This window comes from Streptomyces sp. NPDC127114 (assembly GCF_042677525.1).
Taxonomy (GTDB): domain Bacteria; phylum Actinomycetota; class Actinomycetes; order Streptomycetales; family Streptomycetaceae; genus Streptomyces.
In genome coordinates this window covers 118,621-143,016 of the sequence record NZ_JBHXTJ010000013.1, presented here as the reverse complement: position 1 = coordinate 143,016, position 24,396 = coordinate 118,621, and the positions used below count along the sequence as shown (strand labels likewise).

At 71.4% G+C, this 24,396-nt stretch carries 19 protein-coding genes and 4 tRNA genes; 10 read left to right on the top strand and 13 right to left on the bottom strand.

What is annotated here, in order from left to right; genetic code table 11:
- From ACFVGS_RS16335 to ACFVGS_RS16320, 4 genes are all read right to left on the bottom strand, one after another.
- The coding region (locus tag ACFVGS_RS16335) for a hypothetical protein (protein WP_385692793.1) at positions 1-2,582 on the bottom strand (2,582 nt) is incomplete at its 3' end.
- Positions 2,583-2,709: 127 nt separating this feature from the next.
- On the bottom strand, positions 2,710-5,007 hold the full coding sequence (locus ACFVGS_RS16330; protein WP_385692792.1) for a DEAD/DEAH box helicase: 2,298 nt from the start codon (positions 5,005-5,007) through the stop codon (positions 2,710-2,712).
- A gap of 200 nt (positions 5,008-5,207) precedes the next feature.
- Complete coding sequence (locus ACFVGS_RS16325; RefSeq protein WP_384407348.1) at positions 5,208-5,732, bottom strand: hypothetical protein; 525 nt, start codon at positions 5,730-5,732, stop codon at positions 5,208-5,210.
- Between the two features lie 261 nt (positions 5,733-5,993).
- Entirely contained in the window at positions 5,994-6,344 is a 351-nt protein-coding gene (locus tag ACFVGS_RS16320) for a metallopeptidase family protein (protein ID WP_267245427.1), read from the bottom strand.
- Positions 6,345-6,449: 105 nt separating this feature from the next.
- Here ACFVGS_RS16320 and ACFVGS_RS16315 point away from each other — a divergent pair.
- From ACFVGS_RS16315 to ACFVGS_RS16305, 3 genes are all read left to right on the top strand, one after another.
- Positions 6,450-6,522, top strand: a tRNA-Glu gene (locus ACFVGS_RS16315).
- 39 nt (positions 6,523-6,561) lie between these two features.
- Positions 6,562-6,635, top strand: a tRNA-Asp gene (locus ACFVGS_RS16310).
- Between the two features lie 22 nt (positions 6,636-6,657).
- A tRNA-Phe gene (locus ACFVGS_RS16305) sits at positions 6,658-6,731 on the top strand.
- Between the two features lie 124 nt (positions 6,732-6,855).
- On the opposite strand, the gene ACFVGS_RS16300 is transcribed toward ACFVGS_RS16305, so the two are convergent.
- Genes ACFVGS_RS16300 through ACFVGS_RS16290 form a run of 3 tightly spaced genes read right to left on the bottom strand, consistent with a single transcriptional unit; the run spans position 6,856 to position 9,078 of the window.
- On the bottom strand, positions 6,856-7,686 hold the full coding sequence (locus ACFVGS_RS16300; protein ID WP_385692791.1) for a cytochrome c biogenesis CcdA family protein: 831 nt from the start codon (positions 7,684-7,686) through the stop codon (positions 6,856-6,858).
- Positions 7,683-8,576 (bottom strand): DsbA family protein, encoded by an 894-nt coding sequence (locus tag ACFVGS_RS16295; protein ID WP_385692790.1) that lies wholly within the window; start codon positions 8,574-8,576, stop codon positions 7,683-7,685. Before ACFVGS_RS16295 ends, ACFVGS_RS16300 begins: the two co-directional genes overlap by 4 nt.
- A 58-nt stretch (positions 8,577-8,634) precedes the next feature.
- The gene (locus ACFVGS_RS16290; protein ID WP_385692789.1) at positions 8,635-9,078 is read right to left on the bottom strand and encodes a hypothetical protein; all 444 of its coding nucleotides are present in this window, start codon (positions 9,076-9,078) and stop codon (positions 8,635-8,637) included.
- A gap of 129 nt (positions 9,079-9,207) precedes the next feature.
- Here ACFVGS_RS16290 and hrpA point away from each other — a divergent pair, with 129 nt between their 5' ends.
- Together hrpA and ACFVGS_RS16280 are read left to right on the top strand one after the other, a co-directional pair.
- Entirely contained in the window at positions 9,208-13,194 is a 3,987-nt protein-coding gene (gene hrpA / locus ACFVGS_RS16285) for an ATP-dependent RNA helicase HrpA (protein WP_384407356.1), read from the top strand.
- A 71-nt stretch (positions 13,195-13,265) separates the two neighbouring features.
- Positions 13,266-13,342: transfer RNA gene (locus ACFVGS_RS16280), tRNA-Asp, on the top strand.
- Between the two features lie 490 nt (positions 13,343-13,832).
- Here ACFVGS_RS16280 and bldC read toward each other — a convergent pair.
- Both bldC and ACFVGS_RS16270 read right to left on the bottom strand, forming a co-directional pair.
- Positions 13,833-14,039, bottom strand: coding sequence for a developmental transcriptional regulator BldC (bldC, locus tag ACFVGS_RS16275; protein WP_003949541.1), 207 nt, complete (start codon positions 14,037-14,039; stop codon positions 13,833-13,835).
- Between the two features lie 545 nt (positions 14,040-14,584).
- The gene (locus tag ACFVGS_RS16270) at positions 14,585-15,436 is read right to left on the bottom strand and encodes a hypothetical protein (protein ID WP_384407358.1); all 852 of its coding nucleotides are present in this window, start codon (positions 15,434-15,436) and stop codon (positions 14,585-14,587) included.
- A 153-nt stretch (positions 15,437-15,589) separates the two neighbouring features.
- Here ACFVGS_RS16270 and ACFVGS_RS16265 point away from each other — a divergent pair, with 153 nt between their 5' ends.
- Positions 15,590-16,678, top strand: coding sequence for a Leu/Phe/Val dehydrogenase (locus ACFVGS_RS16265; RefSeq protein WP_384407360.1), 1,089 nt, complete (start codon positions 15,590-15,592; stop codon positions 16,676-16,678).
- Positions 16,679-16,966: 288 nt separating this feature from the next.
- Positions 16,967-17,221 (top strand): DUF3073 domain-containing protein, encoded by a 255-nt coding sequence (locus ACFVGS_RS16260; RefSeq protein WP_384407362.1) that lies wholly within the window; start codon positions 16,967-16,969, stop codon positions 17,219-17,221.
- A gap of 147 nt (positions 17,222-17,368) precedes the next feature.
- Here ACFVGS_RS16260 and purM read toward each other — a convergent pair whose 3' ends face one another.
- Positions 17,369-18,448, bottom strand: coding sequence for a phosphoribosylformylglycinamidine cyclo-ligase (purM, locus tag ACFVGS_RS16255; protein ID WP_385692788.1), 1,080 nt, complete (start codon positions 18,446-18,448; stop codon positions 17,369-17,371).
- Between the two features lie 74 nt (positions 18,449-18,522).
- Complete coding sequence (gene purF / locus ACFVGS_RS16250; protein WP_385692787.1) at positions 18,523-20,049, bottom strand: amidophosphoribosyltransferase; 1,527 nt, start codon at positions 20,047-20,049, stop codon at positions 18,523-18,525.
- Positions 20,050-20,325: 276 nt separating this feature from the next.
- Here purF and ACFVGS_RS16245 point away from each other — a divergent pair, with 276 nt between their 5' ends.
- Together ACFVGS_RS16245 and ACFVGS_RS16240 are read left to right on the top strand one after the other, a co-directional pair.
- Entirely contained in the window at positions 20,326-20,424 is a 99-nt protein-coding gene (locus ACFVGS_RS16245; protein ID WP_385692786.1) for a putative leader peptide, read from the top strand.
- A gap of 120 nt (positions 20,425-20,544) precedes the next feature.
- Positions 20,545-21,987 (top strand): sulfatase, encoded by a 1,443-nt coding sequence (locus ACFVGS_RS16240; protein WP_385692785.1) that lies wholly within the window; start codon positions 20,545-20,547, stop codon positions 21,985-21,987.
- Positions 21,988-22,040: 53 nt separating this feature from the next.
- On the opposite strand, the gene ACFVGS_RS16235 is transcribed toward ACFVGS_RS16240, so the two are convergent.
- On the bottom strand, positions 22,041-22,865 hold the full coding sequence (locus ACFVGS_RS16235) for an META domain-containing protein (RefSeq protein WP_385692784.1): 825 nt from the start codon (positions 22,863-22,865) through the stop codon (positions 22,041-22,043).
- 180 nt (positions 22,866-23,045) lie between these two features.
- Positions 23,046-23,837, bottom strand: a complete 792-nt coding sequence (locus ACFVGS_RS16230) for a sterol carrier family protein (protein WP_384407374.1) — start codon at positions 23,835-23,837, stop codon at positions 23,046-23,048.
- A gap of 66 nt (positions 23,838-23,903) precedes the next feature.
- Here ACFVGS_RS16230 and ACFVGS_RS16225 point away from each other — a divergent pair, with 66 nt between their 5' ends.
- On the top strand, positions 23,904-24,314 hold the full coding sequence (locus ACFVGS_RS16225) for a nuclear transport factor 2 family protein (RefSeq protein ID WP_384407375.1): 411 nt from the start codon (positions 23,904-23,906) through the stop codon (positions 24,312-24,314).
- The last annotated feature ends 82 nt before the right edge of the window (positions 24,315-24,396 follow it).

Sequence of the window (24,396 nt, the reverse complement as noted above, 5' to 3'; positions counted from 1 at the left end):
ACCACCAGGTTCGGGACCGTCTGGCCCGCCGTGAAGTTGAGGTTCGACGCCGCCGTGCGCTGGGTGCCGTACGGGTAGACCGACACGAAGCTTCCCGCCGTCGGAGCCGTCGCCGTCACGTTCAGGACCACCGCCGTCGCCCCCGGCTGGGGAACGGCCAGGCTGACGGTCTCGCCCGCGCCGAGCTTGCCCTTGCGGACGCCCAGGCCGGAACGCGTGTCCATGAGGCGGGCCGGCGTGACCGGCTTGTACGTGCCGTGCTCCGCGAGCGCGCCGCCGCCCAGCAGGACGTCGCCGCGCAGCTGCAGCTCGGCCCCGGAGCCGTCGGCGGGCTTCGCCGAGAGCTGCCAGGTGTACGCGCCGCTGACGGCGGGCCGGCCGCTCTCGTCACGGCCGTCCCAGGCCGCGCCGATCAGCCCGCGGGTCTCCCCGCCGGACAGGGTGCGTGCGACGGTGCCGGTGGCCCGGTGGACCAGCGTCAGCCGCCAGGACGCGGCCGGCTCCGACAGCCACCAGCGCGGCTTCCACGCGCCCTCGCGCGCGTCCACGGCGGTCGGCGTGTCGGCGTCGGGCGACGTCAGCGGCGAGCCGTCGCCGCCGGTCGGCACCACGTGGACGGCCTCGTCGGCGTCCACGTACGCGACCTGGCCGCCGAACCGGTCCACGGTCCAGTCCTTGCCCGGCGCGGTGCCGCGCGGCGTGCCGATCACCCGGGTGCCGGCCGTCCCGCGCAGGTCGGTGGTGCGGAGCTCGCCGTCCTTCAGCCAGGCGACGTAGCCGTCGGCGAGGAGGGCGGAGGTGTGGTCGGGCAGCGGCACGGACGACGTGGCGGCCGTGTCGTACACGCCCGACTTCCCGTTCCCGCAGTGCCAGTACAACGACGTGCCCGCCGCCTGCAGCGAGTCGACGGCGCAGTCGGCGACCTCGGCCGTGCCGAGCGAACGGCCGGTGCGGACGTCCACCGCGCTCGCGACGGTGGACGGGTCGGTGGAAGCGGTGGACGCGGCGGTCCACAGGGTGCCGCCGGAGAGCGCGAACGGCTGGTTCACCGCGCCCGTACGGACGTTGGCGCCGGTGTCCAGGTCGAAGACCCGGGTCCGGCCGTCGTCGGTCCGGGCGGCGGCGTAACGGCCGGAGACCGCGAGAGGCGCGCCGGCGTCGTTCCGTACCTTCAGGTCCGTGACCGTACGGCCCGGCAGCAGCCCCTCGGCGTCGACGACCGCGAGTCCCGCGCCGTCCTTCTTGCGGTAGACCAGCCGGCCGTCACCGGTGGCGACCGGTACCGGGCAGTCGGCGGCCGGGGCGCAGCCGCCGGGGAACTGCTTCGCGTCGGCGCCCCGGTCCTTGCGTGCCCCGGCCTCCGGGGTGCCGGTCACGGAGAGGTCCTGGGTCCGCAGCCGCGCCTCGGGGCCGTCGAGCGTCGGCAGCCGGCCGATGGTGCTCAACCGGCCCTGGGCGAGGGCGAGACGGGTGGTCGCGGTGGGTACCGCCGGGGCGTCGGCGATCTTGCTGACGGCGAGGGTGCCCGTGCCGTCCGAGCCACCGGGCTTGATCGCGTACACGCCCTGGCCGGTGCCCTCGCCGGTGTCGGCGCGGCCGATCAGCATGGTGCCGTCGGACAGGAAGTCCGGCATGGCGGTGGCCCGCTCCAGGACGGTCCTCTCCTCGCCGCCGGTGAACGGCACGGCGACGACGCGCCAGCGGAGCGACGCGTACGTGGGGCTGCCGGAGCCGGGCAGCGGGCGGGCGATCAGGACCTGGTCGCCTACCGTGCCGAGCAGCTTGCCGGGGCCCTCGCCCTCGACGGACAGGGTGTGGACGGGCTTCGAGAGGTCCGACTTCTTCCAGACCGTGAGCCTGCCGTCCGGGTGCCACTGGGCGACGTGCTCGGCGCCCGCCTCGACGGAGACGTCCGCGAGCTTGGTCAGGGTGGCGTTCCCGTCGCGGTCGACGCGGTAGACGTCGGTCCACCGCCAGTCGTCCGTGTACGAGCCGTAGGTCTTCGACAGGTAGATCGCGTCCCGGTCCCAGCCGGCGATGCCCACCTCGCTCGTACCGGCGGCCGGGAAGGTGCGGGTGGTGAGCCGGCCGTCCCGCCAGGACTGGAGGTACAGGGCGGTCGTCCTGCCGCTGAAGTCGGTCTTCTCCGTGATCACGACGTCGGCGAAGGTGTTGTAGAGGGTCTCGCCCTCGGGCACCGTGATCGTCCGCTCGGTGCCGTCCCGCATGTCCCGCTGGAGCACCGTGCGCCCGTCGCCGACGAAGTTCACGATGTCGCCGCCCGTGCCGTACACGGTCTTGTAGCCGGCCGGCAGCGGAACGGGCTTCGCTGTGCCGTCGGCGTACGAGGTCCAGTGGAAACCGGCCTGCATGGTGCCGGTCAGGAAGCCGGTCTCCCCGGCCTGCTGGAGCACGGCGGCGTTCGGGTCACCGGCGAGCTCGGCCGGGATGGTCAGTCCCGCCGGGGCCGGCGGCTCGTCGGCGAACGCGGCCGTCGCGGTGGCCGATATGAGCCCGGTGGTGAGGCCGAGTGCCGTGATGACGGCGACGACACTGGTCCGGGCAGGCTGATGGCGCCTCAATTTCTCTTGAACCCCCCATGAAACACACAAAAGGCTGACAATACAGCGGAACGCCCGCATCCCCCTGAACAGGGGACGCGGGCGTTCGAACTGCGGTTGCCGAAGCCGGGCTTCAGCAGAGTGGATGTCAGCCGTTGCGCTTCCAGCGCGGCTTGTCGTCACGGCGGAAGCCGCCGCCGGACGGGCGGTGGTCGTCACGGCGGAAGCCGCCGCCCGACGGACGGTGGTCGTCGCGCCGGAAGCCACCCGACGGACGGTCGTCACGACGGTCACGGTTGAACGGACGGTCGCTGCCACGGTGGCCGGCGGAGGGGCGGTCGTCGCGGCGGAAGCCGCCACGGTCGTTGTCGCGGCGGAAGCCGCCCGAGGGACGGTCGTTGTCCCGGCGGAAGCCACCACGGTCACCGCGGTCACCGCGGTCGTCACGGCGCTCGAAGCCACCACGGTCGTCACGACGGTCACGGTTGAACGGACGGTCGTTGTCCCGGCGGTCGTCCCGGCGGAAGCCGCCACGGTCGCCACGGTCCCCGCGGTCGTCACGACGCTCGAAGCCACCGCGGTCGTCACGACGGTCGTCACGACGGAACGACGGACGGTCGTTGTCCCGGCGGAAGCCACCACGGTCGCCACGGTCACCGCGGTCACCGCGGTCACCGCGGTCGTCACGACGCTCGAAGCCACCACGGTCGTCACGACGGTCACTGTTGAACGGACGGTCGTTGTCCCGGCGGTCGTCCCGGCGGAAGCCGCCACGGTCACCGCGGTCGCCGCGGTCGTCACGACCGCCACGGTTGAACGGACGGTCGTCCCGGCGCTCCTCGCGGCGCTCGGCGGCGCGGCGCTCCTCGCGGGCCCGCTCCGCCTCGGCGGCGGCAGCGGCGGCGGCGAGCTCGGCCTCGGCGGCCTCGGTCACCTCGGCGACGGCGGCCTCCGGGTCCTCACCGCGCTCGCGGGCGGCGCGGGCGACCAGGCGGTCGGCCTCCTCGCGGAGCTCGACGGCGCGGCGCTGCAGGCGCTCCAGCTGCTTGGTCAGGTCGGCGACCTCGCGCTCGGCCTGCTTGGCGGCGTTGTTCGCGGAGTCGGCCTGGACCTCGGTCAGCGAACGGGCACCGGTGATCTCGGCGACCTCGGGGTCGAAGGCGCCGGCGCCGCCGACGATGTGGCGCGAGGCGTCCACGCCCGCGTCCTCCATCAGGCGGAAGATCTGGCGGCGCTGGTGCGGCAGGGCCAGGGAGACCACGACACCGGAGCGGCCGGCGCGGGCGGTACGGCCCGAGCGGTGCAGGTAGTCCTTGTGGTCGCCGGCCGGGTCCACGTTGAGGACCAGGTCGATGCCGTCGACGTGGATGCCGCGGGCGGCGACGTCGGTGGCGACGAGGACGTTGACGTAACCGTCCTTGAAGTCGGCCAGGGTGCGCGTACGGGCGCCCTGGGTCATGCCGCCGTGCAGCGCGTCGGCCTTCACGCCGGAGTCGCGCAGCTGCTCGGCGACGCGGTCGGCGCCCAGCTGGGTGCGGACGAAGATGATGGTGCGGCCCTTGCGGGCGGCGATGGCGGCGGTGACCGGAGCCTTGTCCTTGGGCTTCACGACCAGGACGTGGTGGGTCATCGTCGTGACGGCACCGGCGGACGGGTCGACCTCGTGCGTGATCGGGTTCACCAGGTAGCGCTTGACCAGGGTGTCGATCTCGTTCTCGAGGGTGGCCGAGAAGAGCAGGCGCTGGCCGCCCGTCGGGACCTGGTCGAGGAGCTCGGTGACCTCGGGCAGGAAGCCCAGGTCGGCCATCTGGTCGGCCTCGTCGAGGACGGCGACCTGGACCTGCTCCAGGGAGCAGGCGCCGCGGTTGATGATGTCGCGCAGTCGGCCCGGGGTGGCGACGAGGATGTCGACGCCGCGCTCCAGGGCGTAGATCTGGTTGCCCATGGACGTACCGCCGCAGACGACCTTCATACGGAGGCCGAGCACGTCGCCGTACGGCTGGAGGGCGTCCGCGACCTGCATCGCGAGCTCACGGGTCGGGGTGAGGATGACGCCGCGGGGCTTCTTCTTCTCGGTCTCGCCGCCGGCCAGGGTGGCGAGCAGCGGGAGGCCGAAGGAGAGGGTCTTGCCGGAGCCGGTACGGCCACGGCCGAGGATGTCCTTGCCGGCCAGGGCGTCCGGGATGGTCGCGGCCTGGATCGGGAAGGGCGTGGTCACGCCGTTCTGGGCGAGCTTGCGCACGACGCCCTCGGGGAGGCCCAGGTCACCGAAGGTGAGCTCGGGGGTCTCGGGGGCCTCGTCGGCGGAGGTCTCGTCGGCGGACGACGCGTCGGCCTCGAAGGGCTCGACGCTGGTCGTCACGACGTCGGCCTCGACGACCTCGACGACGTCGAGGATCTCGTCGTTCTCGGGCAGGACGGCGTGATCAGAACTGAAAATGGACATGCGAAATGCGAAACCTTCCGGAGTCTCGGCACGCGCCCGTCAACTCCGTGTTTCGCACTACGACCGCCTCAATGCGGTCAGCCACGGCAAGGGAGAGTACGCGCCAGTCACGGCGCTCTTCGGTCTTGGCGCCGGGCAAATGGGATCAAACGATCTACCACCATACGCACTCTCCCCCGCCCAAGGCAAACCGTGCTGCGTCACACCGGCCCGGCCTGCGGTGATGCGTCCGGCTCGGCCGGCCCGCCGGGCCGGTCGGCGGCCCGCATGGCCCCCATGTGGGTGTCCGCGCCGGGCGTCGTCGTGGGCGTCTCCGAGACCGTCGGTTCGGGCGTCGGCTCCTGCGTGGGGCTCGGCTCCTGGCTCGGCGAGGGCGTCGGGTCCACCGGTGGCGTGGTCTCGCCACCCGGCGCTCCGGAACCGCCGTCCGTGCCGTTCCCGTCGCCGGGCTCGCCGCCCGGCGGCTCCTGCGGCTTCGGCGAGCCGCCGGGGCCCGCGGGACCGGCCGCGCCGGACGGCTTGGCCGAGACGGACGGCGAACCGCTCGGCACGGGCGTCTCCGTGCCCTCGCCGTCGGGATCGGGCCCGCTGCGGCCCGTGCGGTCGTAGCCGCTCCCGCCGTGCCCGCCGGTGAGCCCGCCGTCGTCGCCGGCACCGGCCGCCGCGCCGCGCTTGCCCGCCGAGGTGCTGGGCGCCGGCTTCGCCCCGTCGTCGCTCACACTCATACAGCCGCTCAGGCCCGCACAGGCGGCGACCGCCAACGCGGTGGCGGCCCATCTCACGGGGGTGGGCAAATGGCGCACGGAGGCACCTCCAGGACACGACAGGCAGGAACAGGAAACGGACGCGGACCCGGTTCGAACGCGTTGCCCTGCCCAACTCCCTTGGCGCCGCAAGAGACACGCCCGTGATGCCGACGCCTGGCCGTGGCCCGGCCGCTGCCTGGCCGCCGCCCGGCCGCTGCCGGCAGGGCTCAGCCGTATCCGTCAGCCGTATCCGAGGGCGTGCAGCCGTTCGTCGTCGATGCCGAAGTGGTGGGCGATCTCGTGGACCACGGTGATCTCGGTCTCCGCGACCACGTCCTCGCGCGACTCGCACATCCGCAGCGTCGGCCCCCGGTAGATGGTGATCCGGTCCGGGAGCACCCCGGCGTACCACTCGCCCCGGTCGGTCAGCGGCGTTCCCTCGTAGAGGCCGAGCAGCTCGGGATCGTCGGCGGTCGGCTCGTCCTCGACGAACACGGCGACGTTGTCCATCAGCCGGGTCAGTTCCGGCGGAATGCGGTCCAGGGCTTCGGCGACAAGCTCCTCGAACTCCTCGCGCGTCATCTCCAGCACGCCGCCCATTCTCCCTCCGCAGGAAACCGTTTTGGCGATACCGCCTGCCATCCCATATGCTTCTCACGTCCCCGACGCGCTGAGAAGCGCCCAGGTGGGCCCTTAGCCCTCATCGTCTAGTGGCCCAGGACGCCGCCCTTTCAAGGCGGTAGCACGGGTTCGAATCCCGTTGGGGGCACGCACAACCGTGTGCGAGACTAGTTCTCGCACGCTGCATGGTCCTGTGGAGCAGTTGGTTAGCTCGCCACCCTGTCAAGGTGGAGGTCGCGGGTTCAAGTCCCGTCAGGATCGCTGAGACCGGAAACGGTCTCGTGGCTGGGTAGCTCAGTTGGTACGAGCGATCGCCTGAAAAGCGATAGGTCGCCGGTTCGACCCCGGCCCCAGCCACAAAGAGGAAGGCCCCGTTCGAAAGAACGGGGCCTTCTTCGTGCTTCCGCGCGTACGGAGCAGTGCGTACGGGGAGGAGCCCGCGCACCGAGCTCCTCCCGTAACGGCCGGCCGACCGCCTCCCCTAGCCCTCCTCCCGGCCGCCCCGCCGGGCGCGCCACGCGAGGACCGCGCCCACCGCCGCGACGACGGCCACGAGCAGCGCCCAGTCCGGGACGGACCGTCCCAGGGAGGCCACCCGCTCCTCCACCGCGAAGGAATCGTCGACCGACAGCAGGCCCGGCAGGGCCGTCGTGCCGTCGAAGACCAGGAAGAGAGTGCCGAGGAGGACGAAGAAGAAGCCCGAGAGCAGCGAGGTCGAGTGGGCCTCGAAGCGCCCGATGCGGACCGGGCGGCCGCGCAGCCAGCGCCTGCGCCCCAGCTCGTGACGCTCCCAGAGCAGCGCGAGGACGAACAGCGGCACGGCCATGCCGAGCGCGTACACCGCCAGGAGCAGGCCCCCGTAGGCCGGGCTGCCGCTGAGCGCGGCCACCGTGAGGACGCTGCCGAGGATGGGGCCCGCGCAGAAGCCGGCCAGGCCGTAGACCAGGCCCAGGGCGTAGACGGAGAGCGCGGTCGTGGGCCGGATCCGGCCACTGGCCTCGCTCATCCGGCGGGACGCGAAGCCGAGGCCGAGGATTTGCAGCACGCCCAGGACCACGATCGTCCAGCCGCCGAGGGTGACCAGCAGGTCCCGGTGGCCGTAGAAGAGCCGCCCGGCGAAGGAGCCGGCCGCGCCCAGCGGGACGAGGGTGGTCGCCAGGCCCGCGTAGAAGATCCCGGTCGTGGCCACCAGCTTCGCCCGCGTCTCCATCGAGTACGCGAAGAAGGCGGGCAGCAGCAGGGCGCTGCACGGGCTGAGCAGCGCGAGCAGCCCGCCGAGGAAGGCCGCGAAGTAGCCGATGCCCGAGGTCACCGCCCGGCCCCGCCGGTCTCCGGGGTCGAGGGCGCCGAGGGGGCCGAGGGCCGCGCCGGCTCCGGGGACTCCGAGGGCTTCGACGACTTCGACGACTTCGCCGCCCTCGCCGCCGCGTCGATGGCCTCCGTGAAGGCCTCGATCGGCTGGGCTCCCGCGATCGGACGGCCGTTGACCAGGAAGGACGGGGTGGACGTCGCACCGAGCGAGTAGCCCTGCTCCTGGTCCTTGCTGACCGCCTCCCGCGCGGCCGCGCTGTCCGCGTCCCGCGCGAAGCGCGCCAGGTCGGCGACGCCCGCCTCCTTCGCGAGGGCGGTCAGGCGTTCCTTGCCGAAGCCCTTCTCCTTGGCGCCCGGCGCGTACGCGGCCTTGTGGAACTCCCAGAAACGGCCCTGCTGCCCGGCCGCCCACGAGGCCCGGGCCGCCGCCTCCGACTCCTCGCCGAAGATCGGGAAGTTGCGCCATTCGATGCGCAGGGTGCCGGCGTCCACGTACTTCTTCACCAGCTCGGGCTCGGTGTCCCGGGCGAACTTGCCGCAGTAGCCGCACTTGAAGTCGGCGTACTCGATCAGGACGACGGGCGCGTCCGCCCGGCCGAGGGCCAGCTTGTCGGAAGCGTCGCGACGGGCGTAGGCCTCCAGCTCGGGATAGACGCCGGCGGACGGGTCCACGGAGACCTCGGCCACGGAGTTCCCGGAGGTCCCGGAGGGCGAGGACGGCTTGGTGGTCGCGTACGAGACGAGACCGAGCAGCGTGGCCGCCAGGGCCACACCGGCGACGATGACGACGGACTTCGACCTCGGACGGGACCCGGGCTCGGACGCGGGCCTGGGCCTGGACGCGGAGGCGGAGGTGGGCTTGGACGCGGAGGTGGGCTTGGGCGTGGGCATGCGGAAGCGCTCCTGAGGACGGAGGAGAAGAGGACGGGCGGCGAGAGCAGGTGCCCGTCTAGACCCTCAGGACCGACAGCTCCACCGGTGACGGCGGTACGAGCTCCGGAGGCTCCGGGCCCGGCACCGCGTCCGCCAGGTCCTGGTCCGCGCCCCAGCCGCCGCACGGCGTACGCTCCCCCGCCAGCGCGGGCAGCAGCTCGCCGAAGCCGTGCGGGCGCGGCGGTACGGCGGGAGTCGCGGCCCCCTCTTCCTCGCCGTGGCCCTGGCCGCAGCCCGGCCCGGCGGGCGCCGTCGGGGCGGGCGCCGTCGCGGCGACGGGCGCATCCCCCGCCCGTACCTCGTGCCCCGCCTGCACCGCCCGCCCCGCAGGAGCACCCGCGGAAGCGCCGGCGGGAGCACCCGAAGGAGCGCCGGCGGCCGCCCCGCAGACCAGCAGGCCCAGCACGAGACCCACGAGCGCGGCGAGCACCGCCGTCGCGCGCAGGGTGCCGGAGGCCATGCGGAAACCTTTCGGGGCGGTGTCGGTCGGTGTGCCCGAAATACTACGCAGCGGCACCGGGCCCGCCCCTCGAACCGCTCGTAAATCGGTTCGCCGCTTCTCGGCCGCAGGTGCGATCCTGGATTCCGTATGTCTACTTCCTTCGCCGCCCTCCAGTCCGTCCTGGCCGAGGTCTCGCTGCGGGACTCCCACCGGCTCGGCCGCCGTCTCGAAGGCGCCCGCCGCATCCGCAAGCCCGAGGCCCGCGAGGCCGTCCTGGACGAGATCGCAGCCGAGGCCGGCAAGGCCAAGGAGCGGGTCGACGCGCGCGCCGCACGCGTGCCCGCGGTCACGTACCCCGAGCAGCTGCCCGTCTCCCAGAAGAAGGACGAGATCGCCGAGGCGATACGCGACCACCAGGTCGTGATCGTCGCCGGTGAGACCGGTTCCGGAAAGACCACGCAGATCCCGAAGATCTGTCTGGAGCTGGGCCGGGGCGTCCGGGGCATGATCGGTCACACCCAGCCGCGCCGGATCGCCGCCCGCACGGTCGCCGAGCGCGTGGCCGAGGAGCTGAAGACGCCCCTGGGCGAGGCGGTCGGCTGGAAGGTCCGGTTCACCGACCAGGTCAACCAGGACGAGACCTTCGTCAAGCTGATGACGGACGGCATCCTGCTCGCCGAGATCCAGACGGACCGCGAGCTTCGCGCGTACGACACGATCATCATCGACGAGGCCCACGAGCGGTCCCTCAACATCGACTTCCTGCTCGGCTACCTGGCCCAGCTGCTGCCGAAGCGCCCCGACCTCAAGGTCGTGATCACCTCGGCGACCATCGACCCGGAGCGCTTCTCCCGCCACTTCGGCGACGCGCCCATCGTCGAGGTCAGCGGGCGTACGTATCCCGTCGAGGTCCGCTACCGGCCCCTCCTGGAGGAGGACTCCGACGAGGCCGACCGCGACCAGATCACCGCGATCTGCGACGCCGTCGACGAGCTCCAGAAGGAGGGACCGGGCGACATCCTGGTCTTCCTCTCCGGCGAGCGCGAGATCCGCGACACGGCGGACGCGCTGACCAAGAAGAAGCTGTTCAACACGGAGATCCTGCCGCTGTACGCGCGGCTGTCGCACGCCGAGCAGCACCGGGTCTTCCAGGCCCACTCCGGCCGCCGGATCGTCCTCGCGACGAACGTCGCCGAGACCTCCCTCACCGTCCCCGGCATCAAGTACGTGATCGACCCGGGCACCGCCCGCGTCTCGCGCTACTCGCACCGCACCAAGGTGCAGCGCCTCCCGATCGAACCGATCAGCCAGGCCAGCGCCAACCAGCGCAAGGGCCGCTGCGGCCGTACGTCGGACGGCATCTGCATCCGTCTGTACTCGGAGGACGACTTCCTCACCCGTCCCGAGTTCACGGACGCGGAGATCCTCCGGACGAATCTGGCCTCCGTCATCCTCCAGATGACCGCGGCCGGTCTCGGCGACATCGAGAAGTTCCCGTTCATCGACCCGCCGGACCACCGCAACATCCGGGACGGCGTGCAGCTCCTCCAGGAGCTGGGCGCGCTGGACCCCGCCCAGAAGGACCCGAAGAAGCGGCTCACCCAGCAGGGCCGGAAGCTGTCCCAGCTGCCCGTCGACCCGCGCCTGGCCCGCATGGTCCTGGAGGCCGACAAGAACGGCTGCGTGCGGGAGGTCATGGTCATCGCGGCGGCGCTGTCCATCCAGGACCCGCGCGAGCGGCCGGCCGAGAAGCAGGCGCAGGCCGACCAGATGCACGCCCGCTTCAAGGACGAGACCAGCGACTTCCTCGCCTTCCTCAACCTGTGGCGCTACATCCGCGAGCAGCAGAAGGAGCGCGGTTCCAGCTCCTTCCGCCGGATGTGCAAGCAGGAGTACCTGAACTTCCTCCGGATCCGCGAGTGGCAGGACATCTACGCGCAGCTGCGGACGGTCGCCAAGCAGATGGGGATACACCTCAACGAAGAGGACGCTCCGGAGCAGTCGATCCACGTCTCCCTCCTGTCCGGCCTGCTGTCCCACATCGGCCTCAAGGACGTGAAGGACGCCAAGGACGGCGGCGCGAAGGACGGCCGGCGCGAGGGCACCCGGAACGAGTACCTGGGCGCCCGCAACGCCAAGTTCGCGATCTTCCCGGGCTCCGCGCTCTTCAGGAAGCCGCCGCGCATGGTCATGTCCGCCGAGCTGGTGGAGACCTCCCGGCTGTGGGCGCGGGTCAACGCGCGGATCGAGCCCGAGTGGATCGAGCCGCTGGCCGAGCACCTGGTGAAGAAGACGTACAGCGAGCCGCACTGGGAGAAGGACCAGGCGGCCGTGATGGCCTTCGAGAAGGTGACGCTGTACGGCGTGCCGATCGTCGCCGACCGCAAGGTGAACTACGGGCGGATCGATCCCGAGGTCTCCCGCGACCTGTTCATCCGCAACGCGCTCGTCGAGGGCGACTGGCGCACCCACCACAAGTTCTTCGCCGACAACCGCAAACTCCTCACCGAGGTGGAGGAGTTGGAGCACCGCGCCCGGCGCCGCGACATCCTCGTGGACGACGAGACGCTGTTCGACTTCTACGACAAGCGGGTGCCCGAACACGTCGTGTCGGGGGCCCACTTCGACTCGTGGTGGAAGCACAAGCGGCACGAGGAGCCGGAGTTCCTTGACTTCGAGCGCGAGATGCTGATCAACGAGAAGGCGGGCGCGGTCACCAAGGCCGACTACCCGGACTCGTGGCGGCAGGGCGCGCTGAAGTTCCGGGTGACGTACCAGTTCGAGCCCGGTGCGGACGCGGACGGCGTGACCGTCCACGTGCCGCTCCAGGTGCTCAACCAGGTCACCGACGAGGGCTTCGACTGGCAGATCCCGGGTCTGCGCGAGGAGGTCGTCACGGAGCTGATCCGGTCGCTTCCCAAGCCGATCCGCCGCCACTACGTGCCCGCGCCGAACTTCGCGAGCCGCTTCCTGGACTCGGTCGTGCCCGTGCAGGAGCCGCTGACCACCGCGCTCGCCCGCGAGCTCCAGCGGATGGTCGGCGTCCCGCTGACGGCGGAGGACTTCGACTGGGCGAAGGTGCCCGAGCACCTCAAGATCACCTTCCGGATCGTCGACGAGCGGCGCCGCAAGCTGGCCGAGGACAAGGACCTGGAGACGCTCAGGCTCCGTCTGCGCCCCAAGGCCCGCCAGGCCCTCTCCAAGGCCGCCAAGGCGGCCACGGCGGGCCCGGACGGCTCCGGGCCGTCCCTGGAGCGCACGGGGCTGAAGGACTGGACGATCGGCACGCTCACGAAGGTCTTCGAGACCAAGCGGGCCGGCCAGCCGGTCAAGGCGTACCCGGCGCTGGTGGACGAGGGCGACAGCGTCGCCGTGCGGCTCTTCGACTCGGAGGCCGAGCAGGCGCAGGCGATGTGGCGGGGCACCCGGAAGCTGATCATGCTGGGCGTCCCGGTGAACCCGGCGAAGTTCGCCTCGGACAGGCTCACCAACCAGCAGAAGCTCGCCCTGTCGGCGAACCCGCACGGCTCCGTCCAGGCCCTGTTCGAGGACTGTGCGACCGCCGCGGCCGACAAGCTGATCGCGGACCACGGCGGGCCTGCGTGGGACGAGGAGTCGTTCCGGAAGCTGTACGACAGGGTGCGCGCCGACCTCGTGGAGCTGACCGTACGGACGGTGGGCCAGGTGCAGCAGGTCCTGGCGGCCTGGCAGGCCTGCGAGCGGCGCCTGAAGGCGACGAGCAGCCCGGCCCTGCTGCCGAACCTCCAGGACGTGCGGGAGCAGCTGTCCTGGCTGGTGCCGGCCGGCTTCGTCACCCGTACCGGTCTGAAGCGGCTGCCGGACCTGATGCGGTACCTGGTGGCGGTGGACCGGCGGCTGCAGCAGATGCCGACGGGCGTGCAGCGGGACACCACCCGGATGGAGAAGGTCCACGAGATGCTGGACGAGTACGCGTGGCTGCTCGAACAGCTCCCGAAGGGCCGCCCGGTGCCGTCCTCGGTCACGGACATCCGGTGGATGGTGGAGGAGCTGCGCGTCAGCTACTTCGCGCACGCGCTGGGCACGGCGTACCCGGTCTCGGACAAGCGGATCGTGAAGGCGATCGACGCGGCCGTGCCGCAGCCGGCCCGCTAGCGGCCCCGGTTCGACCAGACCGCTGACCTGCTGTACAGTTTTCCTCGCAGCCACGCAACAGCGGCTGCGAAGGTCCTGTGGAGCAGTTGGTTAGCTCGCCACCCTGTCAAGGTGGAGGTCGCGGGTTCAAGTCCCGTCAGGATCGCCAGCGAAGAAGGCCCGCACCGTTCGGTGCGGGCCTTCTTGCGTTCCCTCCGACGAGGGACCAAGGTCCCACCAACGGGTGACCAACGCCGGGTTGGTGAACTCTCCGGAGGTGGAAGGCTGTTCGGTGGCAAGAGTCGCGTGATGTGACGGGTGTCACTGAATCAGTTTCAGAAACTGTCTCACTTACACCCTTCCTACATGCCCCCGATTTAATATGTGCAATTGCACCAGGTCTACGCGGGTACGCGGCGGAGGCGTGGCGGGTGCGCGGTGAGTACGCGGTGAGTGCGCGACGGGTGCGCGGCGAGTGCTTCGCGGGAGGCGGGAGGCACAAAAAGATCGCGCTGGACCCGGCGGAGTCCAGCGCGATCGAAGACGGGGAACCTGTTGGGGCAGGTCACGCGTCGGCAGAGCTTTGGGGTGGGGCGAACCGGGTTGGGGGACCCGGAAAGTGCCCGGTGTTACGGGGTGTCGCGTGTGTCGCGGGCGCCTCAGGCCTCGCTGCGCTGCTGCGGAATGCCCGCCAGCAGGGCGCGGACCTCGGCCTCGCGGTACCGGCGGTGTCCACCCAGGGTGCGGATGGACGTGAGCTTGCCGGCCTTGGCCCAACGGGTCACCGTCTTCGGGTCCACGCGGAACATCGTGGCAACCTCGGCAGGGGTCAGCAGCGGCTCGGCATCAGGGGTGCGAGCGGTCATGAGCGGCCTCCTCGGGAGAACCGAACCTTCTCGGTTCTTTCCTCTAAATTCTGCACCTTGACCCGCCTTGCCCGAAATGGCAGAAGCGGGTCGAGTCGGTTATAGGACGAACGGCTTGTCCTCGGCACTACAACTACACCATCCGTCCAGCCACGTCGGCCAAACCGATGGAATTGCCCTCGCAGGTGTTCATCAGCGGCGGAAGTCGATGGACCATGCCATAACGGACAGTCACGCCACTGTGACGATCAGTCACAGAGCGATCAGGAGTCCTCAGACCCCCCATAGAGTGCAATGTCGAGCTTTCCGTCCTTACTTGGACGGAAGGAACCCTCCCCGGACTCCTTGTCCTATTTTGGCACGAGGGTGGGCGATGGGCGCAAGGGTGCGTTAAGTGCTGTCCGTCACGCTTGAGCCAAAGGCCCGGATCGGGACCTACGTCCTGCACCACACGCACCAATGGCCCCACGAGAGCACACCAAGGACCCGAACTGGTGTCCAGCGATGAAGATCATTTACATCAGGTGGACATGTCCTGTCGATGGTCAGTTGGCGAACTGCAGGTTGCGGATCGCCCGCCACCGCTCCGCGAGCCGCCCGTACGCCTCCTCCGCGCCCGCCCCGTCGCCGTCCCGCAGCGCGGCGATGCCCTCGGCCACGTCCGCCGCCGACCGGTCCGCCGCCAGCGTCTCCGCGCCGACCGCGTGCACCAGACCGCCGTAGTCCAGCTCCACCAGCGCCCGCGGATGGAAGTCCTCGAGCCAGCGCCCCACCCCGACCAGGCTCTCCGTCATCGGGCCCTCCGCGATGGCGCCCCGCAGCGTCTTCAGGGCCCGCGCCAGCCGCCGCCGCGCCTGCACCATCGGCGTCCGGTAGCGCAGCACCGGCGCGTCCCCCGCCGCCCGGTCCCCCGGCGCGTACTCCCGCTCCTCGTCCGAGAACACCGCGAACCAGCTCAGCGGCACCCGCCACACCGCGCCGCGGATCCACGGCCGCGCGTCCGGATTCCGCTCCAGCCACCTCTCGTGGTCCGCCACGGCCTGGTCCCGCACCACCGGCGGCACCATCGCGTCCAGGACCGGCGCCGGCAGCGTCCCGCCCACAAGGTCCTCCATCGCCAGCCAGGCGCGCAGCCGGGTCCGCCAGGGACAGACCAGGACCACCCCGTCCACCGTCGCCACGAACGCGTCCGCGCTCTCGTGCACGGGCACCGGGACCGGCGGCACCGGCACCAGGTCGGCCAGCGAGCGCCGCAGTTCGTCCTGCGCGCCCGGGATGTCCGCGCGGCGCGCGTAGCGGGCCCAGTGGCCCCGCTCCGGCTCCGGAAACGCGGCCAGCGGCTCGTACACCCGCAGATACGCGGCATAGGGGACGAGCACCGAGGAGGGGACCGACATGTCGCAAATCCTTCCACGCCCGTACTCCGCGAGGGGGTGATCCTCGGCACTGCTTCCCTGCTACGGCCAGGTAGGACTTACCCTGCTCCCGACCTGGTCCCACCCCCACCCGCAGGGGGGACCTTCCGCCGCTTCGTTTTGGGAGTCACCACCGTGACCGATGTGACCGGCGTTCCTGATGTACTGCACACCCTGTTCCACTCGGAGCAGGGCGGCCACGAGCAGATCGTGCTGTGCCAGGACCGCGCCACCGGCCTCAAGGCCGTCATCGCTCTCCACAACACCGCCCTGGGCCCCGCCCTCGGCGGCACCCGCTTCTACCCGTACGCCACCGAGGCCGAGGCGATCGCCGACGCGCTGAACCTCTCCCGCGGCATGTCGTACAAGAACGCCATGGCCGGCCTGGACCACGGCGGCGGCAAGGCCGTCATCATCGGCGACCCCGAGAAGATCAAGACCGAGGAACTGCTCCTCGCCTACGGACGCTTCGTCGCCTCCCTCGGCGGCCGCTACGTCACCGCGTGCGACGTCGGCACCTACGTCGCCGACATGGACGTCGTCGCCCGGACCAACCGCTGGACCACCGGCCGCTCGCCCGAGAACGGCGGCGCCGGCGACTCCTCCGTCCTCACCGCCTTCGGCGTCTTCCAGGGCATGCGCGCCTCCGCGCAGCACCTGTGGGGCGACCCCACGCTGCGCGGCCGCAAGGTCGGCGTCGCGGGCGTCGGCAAGGTCGGCCACTACCTGGTCGAGCACCTGGTCGCCGACGGCGCCGAGGTCGTGATCACCGATGTCCGCGAGGAGTCGGTGCGCCGGATCACCGAGAAGTTCCCGCAGGTCACCGTCGCCGCCGACACCGACGCCCTGATCCGCACCGAGGGCCTGGACGTCTACGCCCCGTGCGCCCTGGGCGGCGCGCTGAGCGAGGAGACCGTGCCGTTCCTCACCGCGGCCATCGTCTGCGGCGCGGCCAACAACCAGCTGGCCCACCCCGGCATCGAGAAGGACCTCGTGGAGCGCGGCATCCTCTACGCGCCCGACTACGTGGTCAACGCCGGTGGTGTGATCCAGGTCGCCGACGAGCTCCACGGCTTCGACTTCGACCGCTGCAAGGCCAAGGCCACGAAGATCTTCGACACCACTCTCGAGATCTTCGCACGTGCGAAGTCCGACGGCATTCCGCCGGCCGCCGCGGCCGACCGGATCGCCGAGCAGCGCATGGCGGAGGCCCGCGGGGCCTGAGCTTGACAGGAACGGTCCGCCGATCGGCGAGCGATTCGCGAGACTTCGCTCACGCCGATCGGCGGGTCGGACCTCAAGAAGAGGTTAAAATCGCGATTGACCAGCGAGGACAGGGCACCTCCATGGTTCTGTACCGGGGTATGTGATGCGCACGGCGTACCGTAGACCGACGGAAACAGGTACCGTTGAAGCCCTACGGACCGGTCTCTCTTCGAGAGTCCGTTTCGGATCATGAACGCGTGTCAAGACTCTGGGGCCAGAGAGCCCCGTCACCGAGGGGGTCGAGCCATGGGGCGCGGCCGGGCAAAGGCCAAGCAGACCAAGGTCGCCCGCCAGCTGAAGTACAGCAGCGGCGGGACTGACCTGTCGCGTCTGGCCAGCGAGCTGGGCGCATCGACTTCGAGCCAGCCGCCGAATGGCGAGCCGTTCGAGGACGACGACGAGGAAGACGACCCGTACGCGCAGTACGCGGATCTCTACAACACGGACGACGAGGACGAGGACGACGAGTCCGGTCCGGCGTCCTCCCAGCGTCGCGCTTGACCTTCTGAACGTCGAAACCCGGTCCGGGGTACCCGGACCGGGTTTCTGCGCTGTCCGGGTACGGACGGGCGGTCGGGGCGGGCCCTTGGCGGAAACGCCGAAGGAGCGCCCCTCGGAGAGGCGCTCCTTCGTAGGTTCTGCGGCTTCCTAGCTCGCGTAGTCGCCGACCAGCTCCGCGCCGGTCTCCCTGTCGCCGCGCTCGGTGATCTCACCGGCGACCCAGGACTCGACGCCGCGGTCGGCCAGGGTGGTGAGGGCCGCGTCCACGGAGTCGGCGGGCACCACGGCCATCATGCCGACGCCCATGTTCAGGGTCTTCTCCAGCTCCAGGCGCTCGACCCGGCCGGCCTTGCCGACGAGGTCGAAGACGGCGCCGGGCGCCCAGGTCGAGCGGTCCACGACGGCGTGCAGACCGTCCGGGATCACCCGGGCCAGGTTGGCGGCGAGGCCGCCGCCCGTGATGTGGCTGAAGGCGTGCACCTCGGTCGTCCGGGTGAGCGCGAGGCAGTCCAGCGAGTAGATCTTGGTGGGCTCCAGGAGCTCCTCGCCCAGGGTCCGGCCGAACTCCTCGACCTGCTGGTCGAGGGTCATGCCGGCCCGGTCGAAGACCACGTGGCGGACGAGCGAGTACCCGTTGGAGTGAAGACCCGAGGACGCCATGGCGATGACGGCGTCACCCGTACGGATGCGATCCGCGCCGAGCAGGCGGTCGTGCTCCACGACACCGGTGCCCGCGCCGGCGACGTCGAAGTCGTCCGGGCCGAGCAGGCCCGGGTGCTCGGCGGTCTCGCCGCCGACCAGGGCGCAGCCGGCCAGGACGCAGCCCTCGGCGATGCCCTTGACGATGGCGGCGACCCGCTCGGGGTGGACCTTGCCGACGCAGATGTAGTCGGTCATGAAGAGCGGCTCGGCGCCGCAGACGACGATGTCGTCCATGACCATGGCGACCAGGTCGTGGCCGATGGTGTCGTACACGCCCATCTGGCGGGCGATGTCGACCTTCGTGCCGACGCCGTCGGTGGCCGAGGCGAGCAGCGGACGCTCGTAGCGCTTGAGGGCGGAGGCGTCGAAGAGGCCGGCGAAGCCGCCGAGGCCGCCGAGGACCTCGGGGCGCTGGGTCTTCTTCACCCACTCCTTCATGAGCTCGACGGCGCGGTCGCCCGCTTCGATGTCGACGCCCGCGGAGGCGTAGCTGGCGCCGCCCTCGGCAGGGGGGTGCTGAGACATGGCTTCAGAGCTTTCGTGTCGTCGTGCTGCTCGTACCGCTCGCGCCGCGGGTCGCGGCGCGAGCGACGGGGGTCTTACGGGCGGCGCAGGGCGTCGGCGGCCGCGGTGGCGGCGGGGCCGGCGGCCAGCTCGGTCTCCAGGAGCTGCTTGCCCAGCAGCTCCGGGTCCGGAAGCTCCATCGGGTACTCGCCGTCGAAGCAGGCGCGGCACAGGTTGGGCTTCTGGATGGTGGTCGCCTCGATCATCCCGTCGAGCGAGATGTACGAGAGCGAGTCCGCACCGAGCGACCTGCCGATCTCCTCGACCGACATGCCGTTGGCGATCAGCTCCGCGCGGGTGGCGAAGTCGATGCCGAAGAAGCAGGGCCACTTCACCGGCGGCGAGGAGATCCGGATGTGGACCTCGGCGGCGCCGGCCTCGCGGAGCATCCGGACCAGCGCGCGCTGGGTGTTGCCGCGGACGATCGAGTCGTCGACGACCACGAGGCGCTTGCCCTTGATGACTTCCCGGAGGGGGTTCAGCTTCAGCCGGATGCCCAGCTGGCGGATGGTCTGCGAGGGCTGGATGAAGGTCCGGCCGACGTAGGCGTTCTTGACCAGGCCGGCGCCGAACGGGATGCCGGAGGCCTCCGCGTAGCCGATCGCGGCCGGGGTGCCGGACTCCGGCGTCGCTATCACCAGGTCGGCCTCGACGGGGGCCTCCTTGGCGAGCCGGCGGCCCATCTCCACGCGGGAGAGGTACACGTTCCGGCCGGCGATGTCGGTGTCGGGGCGGGCCAGGTACACGTACTCGAAGACACAGCCCTTGGGCTTCGCTTCCGCGAATCGCGAGGTGCGGATGCCGTTCTCGTCGATGGCGATCAGCTCGCCCGGCTCGACCTCGCGGACGAAGGTCGCACCGCAGATGTCGAGGGCGGCGCTCTCGGAGGCGACGACCCAGCCGCGCTCGAGACGGCCGAGCACCAGCGGGCGGATGCCCTGCGGGTCACGGGCCGCGTAGAGGGTGTGCTCGTCCATGAAGACGAGGGAGAAGGCGCCCTTGACGTCGGGGAGGATCTTCGTGGCGGCCTGCTCGATGGTGAGCGGCGTGCCGTCCTCGGCCACCTGGCCCGCGAGCAGCGCGGTGACCAGGTCGGTGTCGTTGGTGGCGGCGACCCGGTTGGTGCGGCCCTCCTTCTTGGGGAGGTCGGCGACCATCTCGGCCAGCTGCGCCGTGTTCACCAGGTTGCCGTTGTGGCCGAGCGCGATGGAGCCGTGGGCGGTCGCCCGGAACGTCGGCTGCGCGTTCTCCCACACGGAGGCTCCGGTGGTCGAGTAGCGGGCGTGACCGACCGCGATATGACCCTGGAGGGAACCGAGAGAAGTCTCGTCGAAGACCTGGGACACGAGGCCCATGTCCTTGAAGACGAGGATCTGGGAGCCGTTGCTTACCGCGATTCCCGCGGATTCCTGGCCCCGATGCTGGAGGGCGTAGAGCCCGAAGTACGAGAGCTTTGCGACCTCTTCACCCGGAGCCCAGACACCGAAGACGCCACAAGCGTCCTGGGGGCCTTTCTCACCGGGGAGCAGATCGTGATTGAGTCGACCGTCTCCGCGTGGCACGCCACCGAGTGTAGGCGAGATCGACCATCGGTCCGAATTCGCGGACGGGGCGTGATAGGCCCTCCCGGCGGCCCGTAGGATCGCACGAACTGATCCTTGGTTCCTTGTCGGAGCCCACAAAGCAAGGCCCCCAAGGGTTACCGGTCGGTAGCCAAGATCCGAGCCGTACCGAGCGGACGCTCGTACGGTACGGGGCGAACGGTCGGGATGTGACGGAGTCCACGGTGCGGAACGGTCGTTGACACCCCCGGCGGCCCTCCGCCAGGCTTGCCGATCATGCAGCCCGTCAGCGACGTCGACCTCTCGGTCACCCTTGTGGCGCGCCGGCACGTGGACCTGGCCCGTGTCGCGAGCGCGATCTGTCGCCGCGCCTGAACCCTCTTCTCGTGAGGCGCCCGGCTTCTCAGCCCTCGCGCCCTTCCCGCCGCCTTCGCGCAGGCATCACACGCCGGCTTCCTCCGGCGTCCCACGCTGCATTCCCACCAGGAGACCCGTATGTCCACGCCCCTGTCCCGGCGTGCCCTCGGCGGTGCCGCCGTCGGCGCCGCCGCAGGAGTCGCCCTCGGCGCCTCGGCACCCACCGCTTCCGCCGCTCCCACTGCCGCCGCCCCGGCCGACGGCGCCGCCTCTGCCTCTGCCTCTGCCGAGGAGCGGCCGTTCCGCGCCGCGCCCGGACGCCACTCCAAGCGGCCCCACATCCTCTTCATCCTCGGCGACGACCTCGGCTGGGCCGACCTCTCCTCCTACGGCTCCCCGCACATCCGCACCCCGCACCTGGACCGGCTCGCGCGCCAGGGACTCCGCTTCACGAACGCCTACTCCGGCTCCGCCACCTGCTCCCCCACCCGGTTCAGCCTCTACACCGGCCGCTACCCGGGCCGCACCAAGGGCGGACTCGCCGAACCCATCGCCGACAAGTCCGTCGGCCTGGACCCCACCCACCCCACGCTCGCCTCCCGGCTGCGCGACGCCGGCTACACCACCGCGCTCATCGGCAAGTGGCACTGCGGCTACCTGCCCGACTACTCCCCCACCCGCTCCGGCTGGGACGAGTTCTTCGGCAACTTCGGCGGCGCCCTGGAGTACTACTCCAAGCTCGGCCTCGGCGGCGAGTACGACCTCTACGAGGGCGACGCCACGTACAAGGACCTGCGCTACTACACGCGCATCCTCACCGAGCGGGCGAGCGAGTACGTGAGCCGCGACCACGACCGGCCCTTCCTCCTCAACCTGAACTTCACCACCCCCCACTGGCCGTGGATCGCCGACGGCGACGAGGAGGCGAGCGCCGAGATCGTCCGCCGGATCAAGGCCGGCGACCGCTCCGCCCTGTGGCACCAGGACGGCGGCTCCATTGAGAAGTACAAGGAGATGGTCGAGGACCTCGACCGCTCCGTGGGGACGGTCCTCGCCGCGCTGAAGCGGGCGGGCCGCGAGCGCGACACCCTCGTCTTCTTCGGCAGCGACAACGGCGGCGAACGCTTCTCCTACAACTGGCCGCTCGCCGGCAACAAGGGCTCCCTCCAGGAGGGCGGCATCCGCGTCCCGTCGATCCTGCGCTGGCCCGCCCGGATCGACGGCGGCCAGGTCAGCGACCTGCCCGTCTTCTCGCCCGACTGGACCGCCACCCTCCTCGAACTGGGCGGCGCCCGCCCCCACCCCGCCTACCCGCTCGACGGCACCAGCCTCGCCGGACACCTCCTGCGCGGCGAGGACGTGCCCGAGCGCGACCTGTTCTGGCGGGTGCGCGGCGAGCGGGCGCTGCGCCGCGGCGACTGGAAGTACTACCGCGGCAAGAGCGGCCGCGACCAGCTGTTCAACCTCGCCGACGACGCCCGTGAACAGGCCGACCGGGCCCCGTACGAGCAGGCGCGGCTCGCCGAGCTGAAGGCCTCGTGGGAACGCACGGACGCCGGACTCCTCCCGTACGGCAGCTAGCGCCCAGGCCGTTTCTTTCGGATCAGGGCCGGATAGGCCGCGGCGTCTGCGGCCTAGCCCTCGACCGTTTCCGCGCGGGCCGTGAAGCCCTGGCCGTCCACGTCCGTGACGGTCAGGGTGCGGTGGTCCAGCCGGTAGGTGAGGGGGCCGTCGAGGGCGTCGTACAGCTTGGTCTCCAGGTCCATCTCCGGGCCCGTGCAGATCATCCGGGTCGTCGCGATCGCCCCGAGGGTGATCGTCTTCTCCGTGATCTTCGCGGGAGCGGAGACCCGGTTGCAGCCCAGGCGGCCGGTGAGCCTGCCGTCCTTGCCGAAGGTCAGCTTCGCCTTGCCCTCCGAGCCCGCCGGCAGCGAAGCGGCCGTGTCCCCGCTGAGCAGCGCGTCCACCGTCCAGGTCGTGCCGACCAGCGGGGAGCCCGACTCGGCGACCAGCTCCATGGTCCTGCGGCCGTCGGACGACGCCAGCGTGAGGCCCTTCTCCTGGAGCCTGCCCGTCAGCCTGCCGGTGAAGGCCTTCAGCAGCGCCCGTTCGAAGCGGTCGCGGTCGGCGGGACAGCCGATCATGGTGACCTCGTGCGAGGAGACGGTCAGCGTGTCGCCGTTCACGGCGACGGCGGCGCCGAAGCGGTTGCAGCCGCTGTTGCCCCGTGCGCGGCCGTTCTCCTCGATCTCCAGGCGCGCGCCGGGCGGCGCGACGGACCGGGTGCCGTCGACCGTGACCGCGGCGATCGTCCAGTGACTGCCGGCCAGGGGCAGGTCGGGGGTGTCCGTGTCGGCACCGGCGCCTGGGCCGGTGCCGCCCTCCGCGCCGCACGCGGCGAGCAGGGCGACGAGAGCGGTGACGGCGGCGGCGGCGAGTACGCGCGGCTTCTGCAGCATGCCGATGGGACGGGCCGCCCGGCGAGACGGTTCCGCCGGGCCGCCGACCGTCGGGCGGCCGAGCGGCGGGTCGCCGAGCGGCGGGCGGCCGACCGTCGCGCGTGGCCGGGGCCGTGCCCTTGGCCGTGGCGCCGGGCCGCGGCGCCGGCTCGGGGCCCCCTGCCCGTGGCCCGTGGCCCGTCAGGCCATCAGCGGCAGCAGCGCGGACAGGTCGGCCCGCTCGCCGCTGGCGCTGACCCGCGCCGCGTCCAGCTCCGTCGCCCAGTCGGTCCGCCCGGTCGCGAGCCGGATCCAGGTCAGCGGGTCCGTCTCGACCACGTTGGGCGGGGTGCCGCGGGTGTGCCGCGGGCCCTCGACGCACTGCACCACGGCGAACGGCGGCACCCGCATCTCCACCGCCCCGCCGGGCGCCTTCTCGGCGAGGGCGTCCGCGAGCAGCCGCGTGCAGGCGGCGAGCGCCTGCCGGTCGAGGGGAACGTCGAGGCCCGCGGCCCGGTTCAGGTCGTCGGTGTGGACGACGAGTTCGACGGTGCGGGTGACCAGGAAGTCACCGAGCCGCATGGGCCCGATCCACAGGTCGAGCACCCGGTCGTCGTCGTGCGTGGCGAGCGCCTCCGCGAGCCGGCTGCCGGCCCGCTCGTAGAGCTCGGGCAGCGGCGCCCCGGTGAGCGTCTCGCGGGCCGCGTCGGCGATCCTCCCGGACAGCGCGACGGTGGTGAAGGGCCACTGGTGCGGCAGGAGTTCGCCCTTGGCGGCCGGCGGGCGGCCGAGCGAGCCGGCCAGCGAGTCCGCGATCCACGCGACGTGCGCGGCGAGGTCGGCCACCGTCCACGCCCCCAGACCCGTCGGACGGTCCAGCTGGTCGGGCGCCAGCCCGGTCACGGCGTCGGCGACATGCCGGAACTGGGCGGACACGGCGGCGCGGATCTTGGCGGAGTCGTAGCTTCTGGCGCGCTTCTTGGCAGGTGGCATGGGCAGAGGCTAGCCCCGAGACTTGAGGGAGGGGGACGTCCGCTCACGAAAGGCAGTGGCGGGGCCATGACCCATCACGAGCACCCCGACGCGGCTCTGGTGCGCCGGGGCTACGAAGCGTTCAGCACCGGTGACACGGAGACGCTCGCCTCCCTCCTGACCGGCGACTGCACCCATCACTCGCCCGGCGAGAGCCAGATGTCCGGGCACTTCAAGGGCAGGGACAACGTTCTCGCCCACTACGGCAAGCTCATGGAGCTGACGGGCGGCACCTTCCGCGTCGAGCTGAAGGGCGTCTACCCGGACGGCAGGGGCCACGTCATGTCCGTCCACAAGTGGCACGGCGACCGGGGTGACCGGGGCATCGAGATGGAGGGCGGGCTCTTCTTCACGATCATCGGCGACAAGGTCTCCGACATCGACGAGTGCGTCGCGGACATCGTCGAGTCGGACGCGTTCTGGGGATCGGCCGACTGACTCCGCACGCGGCGAAGCCCCCGCCCGGGAAGGGCGGGGGCTCGTCTCCGTACTTCGTACCCCGTACTCCGTACGGCAGGAC